General features: G+C 36.0%; 19 protein-coding genes. 6 read left to right on the top strand and 13 right to left on the bottom strand.

The window, feature by feature from the left end:
- Nucleotides 1-296 precede the first annotated feature (296 nt).
- From NQZ71_RS24945 to NQZ71_RS24910, 8 genes are all read right to left on the bottom strand, one after another.
- Nucleotides 297-710 (bottom strand): DUF4279 domain-containing protein, encoded by a 414-nt coding sequence (locus NQZ71_RS24945; protein WP_317011983.1) that lies wholly within the window; start codon nt 708-710, stop codon nt 297-299.
- Nucleotides 711-864: 154 nt separating this feature from the next.
- The gene (gene dltD, locus NQZ71_RS24940; RefSeq protein WP_317011982.1) at nt 865-2,025 is read right to left on the bottom strand and encodes a D-alanyl-lipoteichoic acid biosynthesis protein DltD; all 1,161 of its coding nucleotides are present in this window, start codon (nt 2,023-2,025) and stop codon (nt 865-867) included.
- Complete coding sequence (dltC, locus tag NQZ71_RS24935; protein ID WP_127739433.1) at nt 2,025-2,261, bottom strand: D-alanine--poly(phosphoribitol) ligase subunit DltC; 237 nt, start codon at nt 2,259-2,261, stop codon at nt 2,025-2,027. Before dltC ends, dltD begins: the two co-directional genes overlap by 1 nt.
- Nucleotides 2,262-2,276: 15 nt before the next feature.
- Nucleotides 2,277-3,434, bottom strand: a complete 1,158-nt coding sequence (gene dltB / locus NQZ71_RS24930; RefSeq protein ID WP_317011980.1) for a D-alanyl-lipoteichoic acid biosynthesis protein DltB — start codon at nt 3,432-3,434, stop codon at nt 2,277-2,279.
- Nucleotides 3,431-4,933 carry a D-alanine--poly(phosphoribitol) ligase subunit DltA gene (gene dltA / locus NQZ71_RS24925; protein ID WP_317011978.1) on the bottom strand — a complete coding sequence of 501 codons (1,503 nt, stop codon included), beginning with the start codon at nt 4,931-4,933 and terminating at the stop codon, nt 3,431-3,433. Before dltA ends, dltB begins: the two co-directional genes overlap by 4 nt.
- A 17-nt stretch (nt 4,934-4,950) precedes the next feature.
- Nucleotides 4,951-5,097: a teichoic acid D-Ala incorporation-associated protein DltX gene (locus NQZ71_RS24920; RefSeq protein ID WP_127739436.1), complete on the bottom strand. Its 147-nt coding sequence runs from the start codon at nt 5,095-5,097 to the stop codon at nt 4,951-4,953.
- An 18-nt stretch (nt 5,098-5,115) separates the two neighbouring features.
- Complete coding sequence (locus NQZ71_RS24915; protein WP_317011977.1) at nt 5,116-5,787, bottom strand: response regulator transcription factor; 672 nt, start codon at nt 5,785-5,787, stop codon at nt 5,116-5,118.
- Between the two features lie 76 nt (nt 5,788-5,863).
- A complete protein-coding gene (locus tag NQZ71_RS24910) occupies nt 5,864-7,606 on the bottom strand; it encodes a sensor histidine kinase (RefSeq protein WP_317011976.1) in 1,743 nt (580 codons plus the stop codon).
- A gap of 480 nt (nt 7,607-8,086) precedes the next feature.
- Here NQZ71_RS24910 and NQZ71_RS24905 point away from each other — a divergent pair, with 480 nt between their 5' ends.
- From NQZ71_RS24905 to NQZ71_RS24895, 3 genes are read left to right on the top strand one after another with little or no spacing between them, the layout of a single operon-like run.
- Nucleotides 8,087-8,836 carry a metal ABC transporter ATP-binding protein gene (locus NQZ71_RS24905; RefSeq protein ID WP_144455341.1) on the top strand — a complete coding sequence of 250 codons (750 nt, stop codon included), beginning with the start codon at nt 8,087-8,089 and terminating at the stop codon, nt 8,834-8,836.
- On the top strand, nt 8,829-9,671 hold the full coding sequence (locus NQZ71_RS24900) for a metal ABC transporter permease (protein WP_144455343.1): 843 nt from the start codon (nt 8,829-8,831) through the stop codon (nt 9,669-9,671). Before NQZ71_RS24905 ends, NQZ71_RS24900 begins: the two co-directional genes overlap by 8 nt.
- On the top strand, nt 9,668-10,588 hold the full coding sequence (locus NQZ71_RS24895; protein WP_186304071.1) for a metal ABC transporter substrate-binding protein: 921 nt from the start codon (nt 9,668-9,670) through the stop codon (nt 10,586-10,588). Before NQZ71_RS24900 ends, NQZ71_RS24895 begins: the two co-directional genes overlap by 4 nt.
- Nucleotides 10,589-10,784: 196 nt before the next feature.
- Here NQZ71_RS24895 and NQZ71_RS24890 read toward each other — a convergent pair whose 3' ends face one another.
- The 4 genes from NQZ71_RS24890 to NQZ71_RS24875 form a co-directional block, all read right to left on the bottom strand.
- Complete coding sequence (locus NQZ71_RS24890; RefSeq protein WP_275008708.1) at nt 10,785-11,174, bottom strand: hypothetical protein; 390 nt, start codon at nt 11,172-11,174, stop codon at nt 10,785-10,787.
- Nucleotides 11,175-11,429: 255 nt separating this feature from the next.
- Entirely contained in the window at nt 11,430-11,618 is a 189-nt protein-coding gene (locus NQZ71_RS24885) for a hypothetical protein (RefSeq protein ID WP_317011975.1), read from the bottom strand.
- A gap of 528 nt (nt 11,619-12,146) precedes the next feature.
- The gene (locus NQZ71_RS24880; RefSeq protein ID WP_260054410.1) at nt 12,147-12,380 is read right to left on the bottom strand and encodes a hypothetical protein; all 234 of its coding nucleotides are present in this window, start codon (nt 12,378-12,380) and stop codon (nt 12,147-12,149) included.
- 109 nt (nt 12,381-12,489) lie between these two features.
- Nucleotides 12,490-13,197 (bottom strand): SF0329 family protein, encoded by a 708-nt coding sequence (locus NQZ71_RS24875; protein ID WP_275008703.1) that lies wholly within the window; start codon nt 13,195-13,197, stop codon nt 12,490-12,492.
- 493 nt (nt 13,198-13,690) lie between these two features.
- Between NQZ71_RS24875 and NQZ71_RS24870 the strand changes: the two genes are divergently transcribed.
- The 3 genes from NQZ71_RS24870 to NQZ71_RS24860 all read left to right on the top strand — a co-directional run bounded on the left by NQZ71_RS24870 (nt 13,691) and on the right by NQZ71_RS24860 (nt 19,573).
- A complete protein-coding gene (locus NQZ71_RS24870; protein WP_260054408.1) occupies nt 13,691-14,689 on the top strand; it encodes a DUF3231 family protein in 999 nt (332 codons plus the stop codon).
- Nucleotides 14,690-15,225: 536 nt separating this feature from the next.
- Complete coding sequence (locus tag NQZ71_RS24865; RefSeq protein ID WP_317011974.1) at nt 15,226-18,030, top strand: beta-glucosidase; 2,805 nt, start codon at nt 15,226-15,228, stop codon at nt 18,028-18,030.
- A gap of 67 nt (nt 18,031-18,097) precedes the next feature.
- Nucleotides 18,098-19,573: a glycoside hydrolase family 30 protein gene (locus NQZ71_RS24860; RefSeq protein ID WP_317011973.1), complete on the top strand. Its 1,476-nt coding sequence runs from the start codon at nt 18,098-18,100 to the stop codon at nt 19,571-19,573.
- A 182-nt stretch (nt 19,574-19,755) separates the two neighbouring features.
- On the opposite strand, the gene NQZ71_RS24855 is transcribed toward NQZ71_RS24860, so the two are convergent.
- Nucleotides 19,756-19,917 (bottom strand): hypothetical protein, encoded by a 162-nt coding sequence (locus NQZ71_RS24855; protein WP_317011972.1) that lies wholly within the window; start codon nt 19,915-19,917, stop codon nt 19,756-19,758.
- Between the last annotated feature and the right edge of the window lie 262 nt (nt 19,918-20,179).

The raw sequence follows: 20,179 nt of genomic DNA, 5'->3' as shown, positions 1-20,179 counted from the left end.
ATGTCAAACCATTCTCTTGAAGCCTTCTTTAGACGCATCGCTCTTACTTCTATTTAATTATTTTAGCATTCATAGTGTTCTCGGTTTTTCCGCTTTTCAAATGTAAATATGGTTGGGATAACCTTATTGTTTATTACGACATATCTTTATAGTTGCAATAGTGCTAGGAATTAAAACATAATTCCAATATAGTTTTTGTTGCTCTATTACCTTTATATACGCATATGCTGTTATTGGCATATGGGATAAGAATATCTAGTTGCCGCCTTTGTGTAATGTTTGCATTTATTTAGCTGTTAATAAGAGTTTGCGTACAAATCTACATCGAATTCAGCTTCAATACTTGAAGCAAATTTAATTATTTCTTTATCCAAATATAACCCAGGGGTATTTCCCTCTTCTATTTTGACAACGATAAAGAATTTACATTCCACAGAGTAAGCATCTTTTATTTCGTTAATTATTGATGCCTTATTTTTTAACTTGTTTATAATTTTTTGAAGTTGATTATTTACATCAAGTGAAACTTGGTAGCCAGTTCCTAAATCCCAACTTGTCTCTTTTCGATAAAGGGGTATTGACCGATTAGGAATTAAATCGCCTCTTTTATAGGTTTCTGTAGGAGTTATTTCTAACCTTTCTGTTATTTCCTCAAGCGGAAACGCATCTCCAAACAAACTGAAGTAAACCTTTACTTTAGTTTTGTCCATTTTAATATTTTCCTCCTTATCATTCTCATTTTCTCTTTTAATTGTGTATTATTATATCACTCTGGTTGAATAACCCTATTCCATAACTATTTAACAAAGTTTCAACTGCCCATCGCAAAAAAACGATCCACCACGTAGGTGAATCGTCATAATATTAATCAAGGAACTTCTGCATATCCTCATCTAAGTAAACCCAGCCTTTCCAGCCAATATGAATCGTGTCTCGTAAAAAGTGCGGGTCGTATTCATGGCCAGAATAATCGGCGTAAGTAAAGCCGCTATCATTAATTTGTTTTTTTATACGATTATAGTAGTCTTGCCTTCCTTTTTGCGGAAAGCCAGTATAATCATAGTATTCTCCATTTACTGGGATAATAACAAAAAGCGGTTTTGCATCTGATTTCTTAAGGATATCAAGCATCAGCTGGAAATCATCATATTCAAGTGATTCTGCATAGGAATGTCCTTTATTCTTTCCTTTCATCCCCTTTATGCGGTCCTTCTTATGCTTATAGACTTTGTCGTCAATATAGAAGTCTGACTGCTGTGTCCGTTTCTCTCCGTAAGCCGCTGCTTGTGCCTTCAGTTCTTCCCATGTCTTGTCCTGCACTTCGTCTGACTGATGTCGATTTGGTAGGGAATCATTCTGAAGTGTGAAGTACAAATCCTTTTTCTTCAGTACAGAAATATAAGCTTTTGCAGGAACTGATAACATATTAAACTTACTTCTGTTGTCATGGAGATATGCATCATATAACTGATTTAGAATCGTATCATTTTTGACTGCATTATAGGTCATCAATCGTTGCATCAACTTTCGCTTCACCTGCTCGTCCACTTCCTTATTAAAGGGAAGCTGGTACGCTTGCAGGGAAGAATAGTTTGGTGCAAAGTGCTGCTCATCCGTACCATGCTTAACAAACCATTGCGGTGATACGATGACAACCATTTGCTTGTTCTTTAATTGTTTGGCATGTGTTGCAAAGTTTAAATCATGAATAATAGAGGTTGTTCCGCCTTTACCTATTAAATAAGGTGTGAAAGCAGCATCATTCGCTTCGAAATAATTCGTTGGATGGAATGGATCCCAGCGCGACAATTCAGAAGAACCATAGATTGGAATATAAGTCGAACTTTCGAGCATTTCACCTTGTAAATAAGTTCCTTGAAACATATTTGGCTCTAAACTGATAGCCGATTCCTTTAAGCGCTCCGCAGGGACTAGCTTAGCCAGCCATGATACTGGTACGAATACAACCCCGGCAAACAGGACCAATGCAATTATGATTGGTCCAAACATATACTTCTTCTTCATTACTTCAACTCATTCAGTCGATCAACGATAGCATTTGGTGTATTCCAGGTATCTCGGTCGAATTCTGTAATTGGGACAGTGATATTAAGTTGATCATCGAATTGAAACAGTAACTCTACTGTCCCAAATGAATCAATTAGCCCAGAGTCGAACAAATCTAAATCCAGCTCTTCCTTTACAACATCATCTTGACAAACTTCTGCAATAACTTGTAGTACTTTTTCTTTAAAATCCATATTTATAATCCCCTTTTATTGAAATGGTCTGCCGGAAAACAGATAAAAGCCGAAACAAACGACATGGAAAGTAATGATGATAGAAACGATTGTCATCGCTCTTCCTGTTGGCCAGCGTTTATGTTTTTTATTCCAGGTTTCGAAGAAATTAAATCCTGTCATCATCAAAGCATGATATGCTCCATAAATGATGTATTGAATTTCTAATCCATGCCATACACCCATCAGCAGGAATAGCAGGATATAACCTAGATTTGAAACGAGCATTTTGTTCTGAATCCATCTTTTTTTCTTCATTAAAAAGACAAAGCGCATGAACACATAATCACGGAACCAGAATGACAATGACATATGCCATCGATTCCAGAAATCCTTAATATTGCGGCTGATGAATGGCTTATTAAAGTTCTCTGGTGACCTAATTCCCATCATATAACTGATGCCGACTGCAAACGCCGTATAGCCAGCAAAGTCGAAGAACAGGTACAGGCTATAACTGTACATATAGAGCAAATGATAGCTAAACTTGCCATCTGCTATCGTACCCAAATTCATAATGAAGTACGTATTAATGCAATAGCCGATAATAAATTTATACAAAAACCCAAGAAAGATTTTGTTGATCCCTTTATAAAGCAGTTCCTTGTATTCCTCAGGTGTCCAGCATTTCTCTTCATCCTTTTGGAATCTGCGAAAGCGATCAATCGGACCAGATGAAATGGTCGGATAAAACAGCATAAAATTAACAAGCTGGTAAATCGAAAGCTGATTCTTTATTAATCCATCTCTTGTTTCAATAATAATTTGGACAGCTCTGAATGTCAGATAAGAAATTCCAAGAAAGCTAACTAAATTATCCACTGCCAAAATCGGTAAAATCTTCGATAAAATCAGCGGCAGGATCGATAGAAAACTTATTATATAGAATACGAGACTACTATTTTTCCTCTTTCGATACGTTATATAGCATTTGATAAGTACAAGCTGCAGGGCAGTAAAGGCTACTAATGAAAAGAAGCCGTTCTTTCCGCCTGAAAATATAATAGCCAATACAACAATGGAAACAAACACGTTGTAATAGCGCAGACGCTTGCCCATTATTCCGAGAATCATCGTCGGCAGCAGCAGGATACCTAAAATAATAAAGAAAAGGAAAGAGCTATATGGGGTCATGCGAATACCTCTTCCTTCAATTTCTTACGGTCTGCTTTTCCGTTCATTGTCATTGGAATAGCAGTATGATACGTGAACTTACGAGGAATCATATATGCCGGCAAGCGCAAAGCAAGATCTTTACGAATAGCAGCGGTCAGCTTATATTCCTTGTCAAATTCATGAGCTGCAGGTACAACTGCTGCAATCAAGTATTCAATTTCCTCATTTGGTGCATGCGGGATAATAATGGCAGACTGAATATAATCAGACTGATTAAGGTGGAACTCAATTTCTTCAAGCTCCATCCGATAGCCATGCAGCTTAATTTGATAATCTAGTCTGCCTTGGCAGTACACCATTCCATCCTGAATAAAACCGGCGTCCCCAGTACGGTAAGCACTCATTTCATTTATCTTGCCAAACGCCTTTTCTGTCAGTACCGGCTCACCTAAATAGCCTTTTGATACGCTTGGACCTGCAAGGATAAGCTCTCCCTTTTCACCTTCTGGCAATAAATTATCGAATTCGTCTACAACTAAAATACGCATATCAGATTTTGGGTAGCCAACTGGCAGTGCCTTCTCTTGTATAAGTAATTCTTCGGTAATTTCAATAGACGTTACAGCAACAGTTGCTTCGGTTGGCCCATAGGTATTAAAAATCCTTGCTTGTGGGAAACGTGCTTTCAGCTCCTTGGCCACAGCTAACGGCAGTACTTCCCCACAGAACAGGAATACCTCAAGCTTTGGTAGCATCGTTTGATTAAAGTCCGGATTTGGAAAGCACATTTGCACGAAGGATGGCGTGGAAGTCCAGATTTGCAACCCAGAAAGACTCAAGTTTTCAAATAAAATCTTAGGCTTATTGATTACCTCTTTCTCCAATGTATGAATGGAACCACCACTTTGTAGGGCAGGATAAAAGTCCATTACAGATAAATCAAAGGAGAAAGGTGCCTGGTTCAAAAATACTTTGCCTTCACCTAAAGGAAAGTCATCTGTCATCCAATCGGTAAAGGATTGCAAATTTGCTGCGGTTATTTGAACACCCTTTGGATTTCCAGTACTGCCAGATGTATATATGATGTAAAAAACCTCATCATGTTCAACCCAATACTGATGACTAATCGGCTTTTGTTGTTCCAACTGCAGTTCAGACATTTGTAATACGGGAATACTGTCTACATCCAGCTTGCTATCTGTTGTATTAATTACTAATGCTGCACCAGACTTTTCGACGATAAGACGCACCCGTTCCAAAGGAATGGATGTATCAACCGGTATATAAGGATGACCTGCCTGTACACATGCTAGGAATGATATAGGCATTTCAATTCCCATGTGACCATATACTACAATTGGTGTCTGTCGCTCGAACTGCATGGCGTGGATTAAGCTAGCTAATCTGCTCGATTTGTCCCAAAGCAATTTGTAGTTCAGCACCTCATCATTTGTTCGATACGCTGGCTGTTCCGGTTTTGTTGCCACATGCTGTGCAATACGCGTTAAAAGTTTCATTTTTTTATCTTCTCCATTTAGAAATCATTATAAATATAGTTGCCTGTATTGGCCGTATGGAAGCCGTACATCAAGAACAAGGTAACAAGAATTGCCAAATAAAAACATGTATGTAATGCGAACCGGATACCTGTGTGTGTATACAGCTGTTTAAGCTTATTCATCTTCTCTCTCCATCCATTTCATTCAAATTTATAGCCGGTTCCAATAACAGTCCGAATATGATGTGATTCGCAGCTTAATTTAGCTCTTAGCTTTTTAATATGTGTATCAACTACTCGACTATCACCGTCGAAGTCTAAGCCCCATACGTGATTTAAAATCGTTTCGCGTGAAAGTACAATATTTTTATGCTGAAGTAGAAACACCAATAAGTCATATTCCTTTGGCGCTAATTCGACTTGTTGGCCCTCAAGCTGAAGCTGATGTGACTTCGTATTAATGACAGCTTCACCAAAGCTAACCATATGTCCAGTCGGCCGGTACTGTTCTGTCGCTCGCTTCATTAAGGAATTAGCTCGTGCTACCAATACTTTTGGACTGAAGGGCTTTGTAACATACTCATCTGCTCCTAGTTCAAATCCCTGAATTTTATCATCGTCACTAGACATCGCTGTCAGAAGAATAATCGGTACACCAGACCTCATTCGTACTTGTTTAGTAACAGCAAATCCATCCATTTGCGGCATCATGATATCAAGAATGATTAAATCCGGAAAAATGGCATCAAACCAGTCAATTGCACTGCTGCCATTATCCGTTTCATATACTTCCCAGCCGTCCTTCTTGAAATAATCAGCTACAACTTCGCGGATTCTCACTTCATCCTCGACAAGCAATACTTTCTTCCCCATCGTGAACCTTCCTTCCAATTTATAGATATTAACAAGGCTATATGTCTTTCATGTGTCCAATAAGAAATAATTCCCATTATTTGAATCGAACGTAGAAACGCATACCGTCAGCCATATTTTCCGCTCCGTAATGAAAGGCATGCAAATCAAGAATTTGCTGAACAATCGCCAGCCCTAATCCTGTACCACCAGTCATTCGGCTTCGTGAAGATTCAGTCCGGTAGAAACGTTTCCAAATGTTTTCCAAATGCTCTTCAGGTATTTGCTTGCCTTTGTTTTCAATTTCGAAGATACTGCTTCCATTTGTCTGATCCAATCCGATCCGAATCACAATAACAGAATCAGGCTCGCTGTGCCGCACCGCATTCATAAGAAGGTTTTGCATAACTCGCTCCATCCACTCATAATCTGCCAAAATATGCTGTTCATTCTTTGGCATGATTTCAATGACCACGTTTTTCTCATTCGCGATACAGAATAGTTTATATGCCAACACCTCAATCATTTCACTGAGCAAAAAGGATGTTTTTCTTAGTTTTATCGCACCGTTCTCCAACTTAGCCAAATCCAGCATATCCTTAATCAGCACTTCCATCTTTTCTGATTCCTCAATGATCACTTCCACATAATGGTCACGTTTATCAGGACTGACACCATCCTGCAATCCTTCAGCAAAGCTTTTGACAATACTCAGCGGCGTCTTCAATTCATGTGATGCATGCTCGAAAAACTCGCGCTGCTCCTTTTCCATCTTCTCTCGTTTTTTCATATCCTGCTTCAGCTTTTTATTGGCTTGCTTCAGGTCATTTAATGCAACATCCAAATTTTTTGCCATAACAAGCATATTGTTAGAAAGACTCCCTAGCTCATCCTTCTGCTGAATCGGTTTAGCTAAAGAGAAGTCAAGATTAACCATTTTTTTTGCCATTTCATTAAGCTTTATCAGTGGTCTGCTAACAATACGGGAGAAGAACAACGACAGTAAAATAATAAGAATGAAGCCTGCAACCCCAATATACACATAGAATATTCGAAGTGCTTCATTAGTATCTTTGATTTCCTGAATTGATGTGACAGAGAACATATATTGCATTTCCCCGTCTTTCTTGATTGGCTCTATGAGTACTAAGTTATGTTTTCCACTCCATGACTCTACCCAGTTCAACTGCAAGCTTTCTCCATCAGATAACTGCTTTATCTGCTCTTCCTTTAGCGGAAACCATTCTAATAGTGCATCATAAAGAATTCCTAATCCTCTATTGATCATTCCACCCTTAGGCAGAGATACGCTCTTAACTTTGCCTTCGATTTTAATTTCATCATCGTCAGGGTCTTCACCGACACTAAATTTATCCTTATGGATTACAGATGGATAAATAACGGAAGAATCTCCTTCATCTACTTCTCCTTCGACAATCAATGTATCCCCATTTCTGAAATCCAATGCTTGTACCTGTTTTCCATAATTTGCGACGAGCAAGGAAAGTGATACTTCTATTACTGCACCATCTCCTGTTTCAAGCATGATATTAAACGGATCCTGAACTAACTGAAAACCTTCTGCATCGACAACTGTTACCGGACTTTTTGTTACTTTCATATAAGAGAATGTCTGTTTTGTAAATTCTGCTTCGCTCCAAGATTCTTTCACATAACCTTCTGCTAATTGATGCAGGTGCTCAGCTGCTTCTTTCGTTTTATGATGCTGATAAAACCGATCAAAGAATAATAGCTGAAATATCATAATCATGGCGTAAAACGCCAAAAAGAATATCGCTGTTATTGCGAATAATTTTACGGTAATACCGCGTTTTCTCATGTTGTACTCCTTTATGTCAATCCACAGTTTATTAATAACTTAAGTGACAGGTATGTTTTTTGTGTGTCCACATGCAACCTACTCCATATAGTAACCATATTTTTCAAGTTGAGGAACCTTTTTTTGAATCTATATTATATAAGGATCTATCCAAGGAACATAAATACACCTTGGTTTACGCTAGAAATTCATTTAAGGTGCAAGTTTGGCATAATGCTTTTTGGAAAATTAATCACATAAAATCCTTAGAAATTAATAGGGAACCATAGTAATCATTGAATTACTCAACTCTTCTATTAAATAAAATATTATCAGAAAAAACTCCCATAATTCTTGACAATAATAATCAACAAAATTTATATTGGTTACAAGAATTATTTTTGCACAAAGGAAACTTTTTGTCTCTTTTGCATATATTTTAACTCTAAGCAATATTATCGATTGATGTTAATTCAAACCAAAAGGAGGATGTATGGAAAAATGTTAAAGGTAAAGGAGCTTAATGTTGACTATTTTGGCAATCACGCACTTCAAGACGTTCATATTGATATTCCCTTAGGATACTCCATCGGAATTATTGGACCTAACGGAGCAGGTAAATCCACCTTTCTAAAAGCTTTATTGGGAATCATAAAAAAAAGCAGTGGAACTATTCTTGTTAATGATTCGCCTATTTCTCAATCAAAAAGAGATATTGCTTATGTTCCACAAAAAAGTGAAGTGGACCTGACTTTTCCTATTACTGTTAGGGAGACAATTTTAACTGGAACTTATCCCAAACTTAAACTGTTTCGTCGTCCTGGAAAAAAGGAGAAAGAGCAAGTGGAACGCTGCATGAACATGGTGGAAATTAGCGATCTTGCTGATAAACAAATCGGTAATTTGTCTGGTGGTCAGCTTCAAAGAGTATTTATAGCTAGGGCATTGGCTCAACAAGCAGATATATATTTCCTCGATGAACCGTTTGTAGGTATCGATTTAATGAGTGAGAAAATTATAGTACAGCTTCTTAAAAAGCTGAAGAAGCAAGGAAAAACAATACTTGTGGTGCACCATGATTTACACGAAGTGGAGGAATACTTCGATAAAATAATCATCTTTAATAAAAAGCTGATTGCTTTTGGCGACATATCTACAACCTTCACAACTGAAAACATTAAAGCTGCATACGGCTCATCACTAGGAAACATTCAAATTAAAGGGATAGGAGACAACGGCCATCATGATTGAATTTTTAAGTAGTTCACTGAATATTCCTACTTATGCGTTGAATGCAGGCTTATCCTCCATTATTCTTGGGATTGTTTCTGGCGTTTTAGGGAGTTTCATTGTACTTAGGAAGATGTCCTTAATGGGGGATGCACTTTCACATGCTGTATTACCGGGTGTCGCCATTTCTTATATATTGGGGATTAACATATTATTTGGTGCTTCCTTGTTTGGTTTACTTGCGGCTATTTTAATTCAGTTCATTACGAATCGAAGCACGATTAAAAGTGACACCTCTATCGGTATTATCTTAAGTTCCTTTTTTGCGCTAGGCATTGTGCTCATTACATTCGCACGAAGTGGGCTTGATTTAACCCATATTTTATTTGGCAATATTTTAGCAGTTCCTAGCTCTGAAATAACACAATCTTTCATCATCATGCTTGTCGTTATCGGAATAGTTACTTTATTTTACAAAGAACTTCTCATAAGCTCTTTTGACCCTGTTGTTTCAAAAGGATCTGGTCTCAACACTACTTTCTATCACTACTTGCTTATGACACTACTCTCCTTTGTGACTGTTTCCTTTTTATCACAGGTCGGCATAGTTTTAGTTATTGCTATGCTCGTTATCCCAGCCGCAACGTCTTATTTATGGACCAAAAAGTTATTTCATATGATTGTTTTTGCCTCACTCTATGGCGCACTTTCTGGTGTAATAGGTGTTTGGATTAGCTTCAACTTTAATTTGCCAACAAGTGCCACCATTGTGCTTGTCGGTGTCACAGGCTTTGCTATTTCGTTTATTCTTTCTCCTAAAAACAACTTTTTTACGAAGGGTAGGTTATTAAATTGAAAAAAATGATGCTTGGATTAATCGCCACTATGATTCTATTACTTACGGCTTGTTCTAATGGAGAACAAACTTCCTCAACAGATGATAAAACTATTAAAATCGTTGCAACATATTCTATTATTGCGGATATGGTCAAGAATATTACTGGTGATAAAGCAGAAGTTTACAGTTTGGTTCCAATTGGAACAGATCCACACATGTATGATCCGTTGCCAGATGATACTAAAAAGGTATCCAATGCAGATTTGGTTTTTTATAATGGATTCAACCTGGAAACTGGGAAAGGCTGGTTTCAAGATCTTCTCGAAGTTACCAATAAATCAGCGGTGGCTTTTCCTGTCACTGAAGAGGTCACACCAATCTATCTAAGTGAAAAAGGAAAAGAATCGCAAGAAGATCCCCATGCTTGGTTAGATATTCAAAATGCCATTAAGTATGTAGATGTAATTACCAAACAAGTCATTCAAGCTGATCCAGACAATGAAGAATACTATTTACAAAATAAAACAGAGTATGTCGCCGAGCTTGAAGAGATTGATCAATATGCACGAGCACAAATAGCTAAAATCCCTGAGGATAAACGCATTCTTGTAACAAGCGAAGGTGCTTTTAAATACTTCGCCAAGGCATATGGCTTTGAATCTGCATTTATCTGGGAAATCAATACAGACAGCCAAGGCACTCCTGAACAAATGAATAGAATTATAAACATAATTAATACAAGCAAAGTATCAGCTTTATTTGTTGAAACAAGTGTCAATCCAAAAACAATGGAGACCGTATCTAAAGAAACAAACGTACCAATCCACTCAAAGATTTTCACAGACTCCCTCGCCAAAAAAGGTGAACCTGGAGACACGTATATCTCCATGATCAAATGGAATATAGATAAGGTAATCGAAGGCTTAACTCCTTAATGTAAACAGGCTCAGACAAAAATGTTTGTAAACAGAACTAGTCATTTAACCTTCTATGCACAAAAGAAAATGTCTAATCCCTTATCTTTCAAGGGTTTAGACATTTTCCTTGGATTTAACGCTTCTGTTAAAGTAAACCAAACTTATTCTGATGTTGCTCATTTGCCTTTAATTTCTTCCTTTTACCTGAATTTTATCATGACTCTTTACTATGATCTTGAAGAATATATAAAAATAAAAATCTAAATAAAAGGAAGCCAAAAATAGCTGAATAAACAAATGTTATTGTTAAAAAAATGAATTCATCTGAAGAAAAACCATCCTTTAAAAAATTAACTATGGATATTATATCAGTACTGAGCGATAACAAAGTGGCAGAGGTCAGCTCCACTATTCTTAACGGATTTTTTAATGAGTAATTCACTTTCCCAATATTAAAGATATTTTTTATATCAGGACCAATTTGATTGCCCTTGTATAATCCAACTACTATTGCAGCAAGTAAAGATGGAAATACCGAATCTACCTGTAATAAGACAATCCAAATATTTAAAAGTACAGGCATAATAATTAGAATAGCTTTCATGTATAAACTCCCTATTAGATATATATATTATTACTTTATTTCTCTAGCATGAAGAAATGCTCCAAATTTTATAATAAGAGCTATTTATTCTTTAATCCCAAACCTCTATTAGTTTCCCATTAAAATACCGTATATTTTTCAAAATAAGTTCTATTCCCCAAAAAGGGATTTACTTATAATAGTAATCCAGTTTATAGAGTGCTATAAAAAAAGAGCTGCCAAAGGCAACTTGCATTTAGATTATTGGAATTGATATTATTGATGCTGATCTTTATTCTTTGCTGGAGCATATATAGGTATAAGTAAAATACCTACAAAAAATACAGCAAGCGAAATTCTTCTGGCTATGTAGTACCATTCCATTTCCTTAAAAAAGGAAATATTAATCATTAAAGCAAGTGCTCCTAGAATAGCAAGTATTTTCCCCACCAGTTGCTTAGACAAGATATCCTCTCCTTCCTTTAACTACTTTACCAAATATTTACACTTTGTAAAGAGTGTGTACTGGAGTCTTAACATAGCCACCTCTTCTAAAGAACTTGCTTAAAGTTGATATTTTATTAGTAAATTATGATAAAAAAACGGATGGATTTTCATTTATAGTGTCTATATATAGACACTATAAATGAAATATTGATACTATTGGTATTTTTCAACTAATCAATCATATAGTATTCTACACTTAATTTGCTGAAATTCCTATTAGACCCTTACAATAGTGGCTAATATCTGTATATGGTTTTAATCTCCACAAACAATTTCACATTAATAGTCCCTCCCCCGCTAAATTTATTTATCATTTCGATTATGATAATTCCCATCAACTAGTGTTACAAAAAAGACTTAAGAACCAAGTTTTCTTCTTTAAATAAAAGGGCAGATGTGTTGTGAATACATGCTTTGCCCTTTAAGAAATTATTTTATTAATGGACTTTCTTCCATAAAGAACTACTGTTTTTTTTCAGGCAGAGTTTAAAAAATAATATCAATCTCGACTGTATTCCATAACTCTATTAGGGTTTTTCCCTCTAGTCTAACCTTTTGGAGTAATTCGTTCGTATCTTCTCCTTCTATTTCGCTGTCTGCATCATTGAATTTCCAAAAACTTTGGCTACTAATGTAGTAATTTTCTTCTTTATAAATAAAATGTATCTCATGTCCCCTGTTTAAGTCTTCGAGAAATTCGTTGTAGCTATAACCCTTCATTTATCTCGCTCTCTTTCTAAAAAAGTTTCTAATTTAACTCTTTAATAATGTATCCCTATCTCATCAAAATTTTCTATGATTGTTCTTGCAATGCTCCCTTTAGGACAAATCAGTCGAAATTTTTTGTACTCTCAACCTCACACCTTATATTGTAGAACTTAACAACCAATGGATGAGTATCCTTAGAAAAAGTCAATTTCCCCAACCTTCTTTTACCTAACCTTCTATCCAACATGGAAAAAGCTCGAATAATCATATTGTCTGAGTTTAATGCTTCTACAATAGATAATGAACTGTAATTCATCAATGCATCATATAGATGGTAACTTCCAAAGATGTTTTGATTTATCATAACTTTTTCAGCAATATCAGATGCTTTTATTAATTCTTTGCGCTCCTGTGAGTTAAGCATTGCCTTCAAATCTGTATTATAGGGAATTTCGTTTAATTCTTCTTCCTTTATTATCTGTTGATAGAGCTTTTCATGTTTAACTGCAAATGTAACATCAGAAGCACTTAATATTTCTTGTTTATCCAAAGTGATCCATATTCTACTTGGACTATCATGAAATTTTCGATAAACCGTTGCATGTATTTCAATGCTTCCTTTTAGCTTATCACTCAAAAAACTTTCAAGATTTGTTTTCAATTTACTCCACTGCAAAGCATTCACCTTCTGAATAAATTTGATTATACTTTTCTTATTTTTATCTCTTGTTAAAAGAAATTTCCTGGCACTTAAATCCCATAATCTGCTTTCATTATTCACTAATCTTTTTAAAGCTTGATTTACTAAAAAACTGCTCCAAAAAGTCATAAAGTATAACGAAACTCAAATTCATAAGTTACCTTTTTCAATGTATGCACGTATAGGAATACTTATAGTTGCAAGTACAAAACATCAACCTTCACCACTCTATCTTTCCAAATACAATATTCCTTCATTTAATAATATCTTTATCTCATACGTTTCATTGCTAAAAAATATTTAATATTGGTATAAATACGTATTAATAAATAAAAACACTTCTTAGTATAATTCACTCGTGGTTGGGAATTATATAAAGAGTTTAACTTGAATTTCTTTAAAAAAGTTATTCCTCACCGTTATTCTCTCACTATTAGTAGGTGCAACGACTAAAAAAGCCTACTTAATTAGAAGCGGTTAATTTTTTGGGGAATAAATTTCGTTATTACCTTAGCTACTTTGTATTCTTCCTAACACATTGGATACTTGCTGGATGCATGCATGCAAGCGCAATGACTTTGGAAATGTTAATTGGCGATATTATAATATAGAGGTGAATTGTATGAAAAAATCAGCATTAACATCTTCTGAAATAGGTTCCTTATGGGCAGAGTATATAAATGGAACAGCAACACATACTGTGAATAAATATATGTATTCTATTATAGAAGATAAAGAAATAAAAGAAATTTTCCATCTTGCTATCAAAACATTTGACCAACAAAAGAAAGCGATTGGTGATTTTTTTAAGGAAGAAGGATTTCCTGTTCCTATTGGCTTTACTGATTCTGACTTATATTTAGGAAAACAAAGATTATTTTCGGATGCGTTCTGCCTAAACTTTTTACATATAATGACTATTCATGGAATATTAGGACATAACACAGCGCTGTGTATTTCAGTCAGCAAAGACTTAAGAAACTTTTATGATTCATCAAGTCAAGCCGGAAATAAAATGTATCATAAAACAATTGATCTATTACTTGAAAAAGGTTTATTTCAAAGGGATCCCCTATACTATGCGTACGAACATCCAGGTTTTGTTACAAATAAAGATTTTACTGATGGTTTTTTTGGAAAAGGCCGAACCCTTGCCGCAACCGAAATTATAAGTCTTTCCTTAAATCTTAAGAAAAGTATTATGGCTAAAACTCTTTCTATTGCATTCTCACAGATAGCAGGATCTAAAGAAGTGAGGAAATTTTTAACTGAATCTGAAAAGACAGCGGATGGTCAAATTAAAGCATTAGCCAAAATACTTCAAGCAGATAACCTACCAGTTCCAAAATCACTAGAAACAGAAGTAACAACCTCTACTGAATCACCGTTTTCTGATAAGTTAATTCTTTACCATATGGGCTTTTTGTTTCAAGCTGCTCAAAATTACCATGGTGCTGGTCTAGCTTCAGCAATGAGAACAGATCTTGTAGCCACCTATGAGAAGACTATTTTACAAAATCTGTTAGTTACAAAAAATTGGTTTGACCTTATGGTTGAGAATAAATGGTTAGAACAACCACCTCTTGCACCAAATAGGAGTGAAATTGCAAAAAGCAAATAGATACCTGGCCCTTCCTAATCGGTTGGGCTTTTGGTTAACATTAAATTATTCAAAGTAGGATAAGACCACAACTTTCTTTTTGAAATCCTTCATAAGTTTTTCCTGTATACATCCTTTTTCCAAACTAATAACACGCTTAAAAGGCGTAACAATATTACAAACTCCCCACTCTTTATTTCACTAAATTACGCTCTTTTCTTCCTGTTACAATTAATTTTCTATTGTATTACTAACATGTCTGAATAGTTTGTAATAATTATACAAATAAAAAATTACAATAGTTATTTTGTCATTTTCTATGTAAACGTAGGGCATTCCTTTATTTACAATTTAGTAATGTAGATTAGAGGATTTTCTTACAATATATTCCCTTTTAATAGCTAATTTCTCTCTTTTTTTGCTTTTCAAAAATACAACAATCCATCTATGGTCTTTCCAACCCATTTCGCTATGATGTTAGGTGTTCAAAGGATAGGTCCTGAGAGTTAGAGACAAATATTACAGGACTTATTCAATAAAAAAAAGGAGTTGGAGAAATGACTGTATTATCAGAGGGGAAACGCAAGCTGACGATACTGGGCATCTTATTTATGATGGTGCTTAGTTTCGCTTTCGCTCCGTTGAGCACATCTGCGGAAGCTTTTCCGTGGATGAACAAGGATCTTTCTGCAGAGGAAAGAGCTCAATTATTAGTTGAAGCAATGACATTGGAGGATAAAATTGACTTTATCACCGGTAATGTCAACAACTATTATGGATTTTATAATGAAGGATTAGACAAATATGGTATACCTGCGTTGCAGATGGCAGATGGACCTGTTGGTGTTCGGATAGCTAATCCGGAAGTCCAAAATAAACAATCTACCGCATTACCTTCCGCGATCGGACTTGCGGCAACATGGAACACAGAAACAGCAGAGAAATATGGAGATTTAATCGGGAACGAAGCTCATAACACAACACATAATGTAATGCTTGGTCCTGGATTAGATATTGCCAGAAATGCCTTTGGTGCTAGAAACTTTGAGTCTTTAGGTGAGGATCCATATTTGCAAGGGCTAATGGCTACAAGCTATGTGAATGCCTTGCAAAGCAATAATGTGTTGGTTACAGCCAAGCATTATCTTTTAAATAACCAAGAGAAGGACCGCTTCACAAGCGACTCTCAAGCAAGCGAACGTGCAATCAATGAAATTTATGCTAGACCTTTTGCAAGTGTTATTGAGAATGCTGATCTTGGAAGTGTTATGTGCTCCTTTAATCAGGTTAACAGCACATATGCATGTGAAAATCCAGATCTTTTAACAGATTTGTTAAGAGACAATCTTAACTTTGATGGTTTTGTCATGAGTGACTATGGTGCCAATGTTAGTACTGCTAATTCTATTAATGCAGGCCTAGACTTAGAAACGCCTGGAGAGCCTTTCGGATTATGGGGCGATCAATTACAACGGGCAGTAGCAGATGGACAAGTTAAGGAAGAAACAATTGATCAAAGCGCCTATCGTATTCTTTACCAAATGTTTGACAAAGGATTATTTGACAATCCTGCGCAGAATAATCCGATTGATATAGCAGCACATGGGGAAATCGCTCGTCAAATTGCTGCAGAGACTATGGTGTTGCTACAAAATGACAATAAAACATTGCCATTAAATACAGATAAATTAGATTCCATTGCAGTAATTGGACCTGATGCAGATACTGCTTCAGCGGCTGGCGGTGGAAGCTCACTAGTTAATCCAACGTATACAATTAGTCCTCTTGAAGGTATTAAAAACCGTGCAGGAGCAGATATTCAAGTAAATTATGCACCTGGAACAGACTCAATCAGTGCTGGTGATATTTTACCAGGACCAAATGCAATCCCTTCTTCTTTCTTATTGCCTCAAGCTGGCTCTAATGAAAATGGACTACAAGCAACATACTGGTCTAATAAAAACATGGAAGGCGATCCAGTATTTGAGCATACTGCTAAACAAGTTAACTTAAACCTTGGTTTTTATAACTATGAAGGCTTTAACGCTCAATCATCCAAATTAGACAGCTTGCCAACAAGCTTAAACGGCATGATGTCTGCTAGATATACTGGCGTAATTAATGTACCGAAATCTGGAGATTATACACTATCCACTACAAGCTATGGTTCAAGCCAAGTGTATATTGATGAAAATCTAGTGATTGATAATGCTGGAGAAAAGTTGGATACAGTTGAAAAGACAGTCTCTTTAGAAGCAGGCAAAAACTATGATGTTAAAATTGAGTATAAAACAGACTATAAAGATGCAACTGGTAATGACAACGGCGGTCAATTGCGCTTCGGTTGGGAAGCTAGCGACAAAGTTGTGGACAAAAACATTGCAGATGCAGTTGAATTGGCGAAAAAGTCAGATGCTGCAGTTATAGTTACAAGAACATATGATAGTGAAGGTTATGTAGACCGTTCTGATATGAAGCTTCCGAATAACCAAGAACAGTTAATAAAGGAAGTAGCAAAAGTAAATAAAAATGTTGTCATTGTGAATGAGAGCGGCATTGCTGTTAAAATGGGCGATTGGAAGGATAAAGTAGATTCCATTGTACAGGCTTGGTATCCTGGGCAGGAGCAAGGAAATGCTATAGCTGATGTATTATTCGGTGATGTAAATCCTTCAGGTAAACTTCCTGTTACTTTCCCTGTTGATGAAGATTCGACTCCAGTTAATTCTGATGAACAATATCCTGGTGTTGACGAAGTTACAAAATATACAGAAGACATTTTTGTAGGATACCGTGGCTTTGAACAAGATGGCATTAAACCAGCGTTCTCCTTTGGACATGGACTATCTTATACTGAATTTGGTTATAAGAAACTAAAAACAAAGGTGACTCGTTCTAATAAAGCCAAGGATCAAGCAGTTGAAGTTACATTAAACCTTAAAAATACTGGTGATGTTACAGGTTCTGAAGTTGTCCAAGTATATACAGGTAAACTGCCGACAAATACAGAAACAGCACCTAAGCAATTGGCAGGCTTTGAAAAGGTTGAATTAAAACCTGGAAAAACAAAAAAAGTGACGATTAAGCTTGACCCAAAAGCATTCTCTTATTATGATGAAGCGAAAAACGAATGGGTAACGCCTACTGGTAATGTGCCAATTTATGTTGGAAGCTCTTCATCTGATATCCGTTTAAAGGGAAATGTTCATATCTCAAAAAATACAAGCAACTATTTTAACAAGGAAAATAATTCTGGTTCGACAAATGAAAATATCATTTCATCGAACGGCAGCAACAAAAATACAGCAAAACATGAAAAAGCAAGCAAGAAAAACAAAAAGGACGATCAAGCAAGACGATAAATTTAGTTCTTAACCATTTCCCCACAAGCCTTTTTTGTGGGGATTGTTTTAGGAGGACAAATTAACAATGAAAATTAAACTCAAAATGGTAACCTTCCTGCTTTTATTAGTAATTCTTCTTGCACTTATTACGACAGTTCAATTAAAAAAGCAGAACGACAACTATGCAGAAGAAGACATTGAGGTTTCCGTTTGGCAAACAACTGGAGATAAAAAGGACTTACTGGAGAAAAAAGAGTCCTTGTACCTTTCAAACAGTGATTCCTCCCCTCCCTTGTCTATAACGATTGACCCAAATACTGCTTATCAGGAAATGGATGGCTTTGGAGCAGCTGTCACAGGCTCTTCTGCATATTTGTTTCAAAACATGAATTCTGCTGATAGAACTTCTATGTATGAAGACTTATTTACAAGTAAAGGTATTAATCTTTCAACTATTAGACATACAATCGGTGCATCTGATTTCTCCGTAGATGAAAATGGATATCCAAGCAGCTATACGTACGATGATACAAAGGATGAAACAGATTATGATCTGAAGGATTTTTCCATTGAAAAAGACAGGAATGTCATTAAAAGCCTGCAGGAAATACTTGCCGTAAAACAGGGTATGAAGATTATCGGTACACCTTGGACTGCGCCTGCATGGATGAAATTTGGCGAAAAAACACTCAACGGCTGGTATTTGGACTATACGGATGACAAAGTGTATGAAGCATATGCAGACTACTTTGTCCGTTACATTCAAGCATATAAAAACAACGGTGTTAACATATCAGCTATAACCTTGCAAAATGAACCAGAATTCACTTCAGAGAATTATCCATCTATGAGCATGGGTGCAGAGGAGCAGGCGAGGTTTATTGGAGAGTATTTAGGACCTGCTTTTCAAGAGCATAATATTAAAACTAAAATCATTGGTTATGATCATAACTGGCATGGCGCAAGAGACTATATAAACTCTCTTTCTCAGACTGATATTGCCACCGAATATTTAGACGGTTTCGCCTTTCATTGCTATGAAGGAGAACCAGCTGCTATGTCACAGGTTCATGAGAACTTTCCAACAAAGCAAATCTATTTAACAGAGTGCAGCTCAGGTAAATGGAGTGAAAATTTTGCGGATAATTTCAGCTGGCAAATGTCCAATCTTATTATTGAAGGTCCTCGCAACTGGGCTAAGTCTGTCCTTATGTGGAATATCGCTTTAGATGAAAATAATGGTCCAACAAACGGTGGATGTAACAACTGCACAGGCTTACTGACGATTGATCAAGCTACTGGCAATGTAGAAAAAAACGCCGAATATTATGCGTTAGGACACGCAAGCAAATTTGTTCAAGCGGAAGCTGCACGCATTTCTTCCACCAATTTTCCAGGAGCATTAGAAACTGTCGCTTACCAAAACCCTGACAAATCCATTGTTCTTATCGCACTGAATCAAAGTAACGAAAAGAAAAGCTTCCAAGTTAATTTTGAAGGCAAATTCTTTACCTATAGCATTCCTAACAAAAGTGCCGTGACATTTTCTTGGGATATATAAATAGAGAAAAATAGAAAACTAATACAATATGTCTGCTACAGGGATTGCCGACAATAAGGTGCGCTTCAAATGGAAGCGCACCTTTTATTTAGAGTATAAAGAAAACATTATCGAGAAGAGTTTTATTAAAAATAAGACAAATACCAAAAAAACTGCCAAGCGGCAGCAATAAAGTTCAAATGTCATTTTGGTCTAGACTTAATAAAGTAAAAAGTGCTTAACCCTAGTACTAGTCCACCAGTAATTCCTATAATTGATCCTAAAACAGTCCAATTTGAGGAAATATAAATTCCCGCCAAAAACATTAATAAACCAATGATTAATAAAATCCGCCCTATATTCATCTCATCTCTCCTATTCATTATTTCTTTACGGATAACTTCATGATAAGTTCCCTTTTCCGAAGAAAATTTTATAATATTACAAAAAATAAATTAGTTGGAATGTAACATTTATAAACTAGACGAGAATGATACTGTACATTATTATCGTAGCGCTTATCAGTTGTATCCTTTCCTTTTGGAATGTATAGGCCTAAATTTCTCCACAAAAACGAAAAAACATATTCCTTTCAACACTTCTTTTGTCGAATCCCTTCCATCCCAA

Source organism: Niallia taxi, from assembly GCF_032818155.1.
GTDB lineage: Bacteria > Bacillota > Bacilli > Bacillales > Cytobacillaceae > Niallia > Niallia taxi_A.
This window is presented reverse-complemented; position numbering and strand designations above follow the sequence as displayed.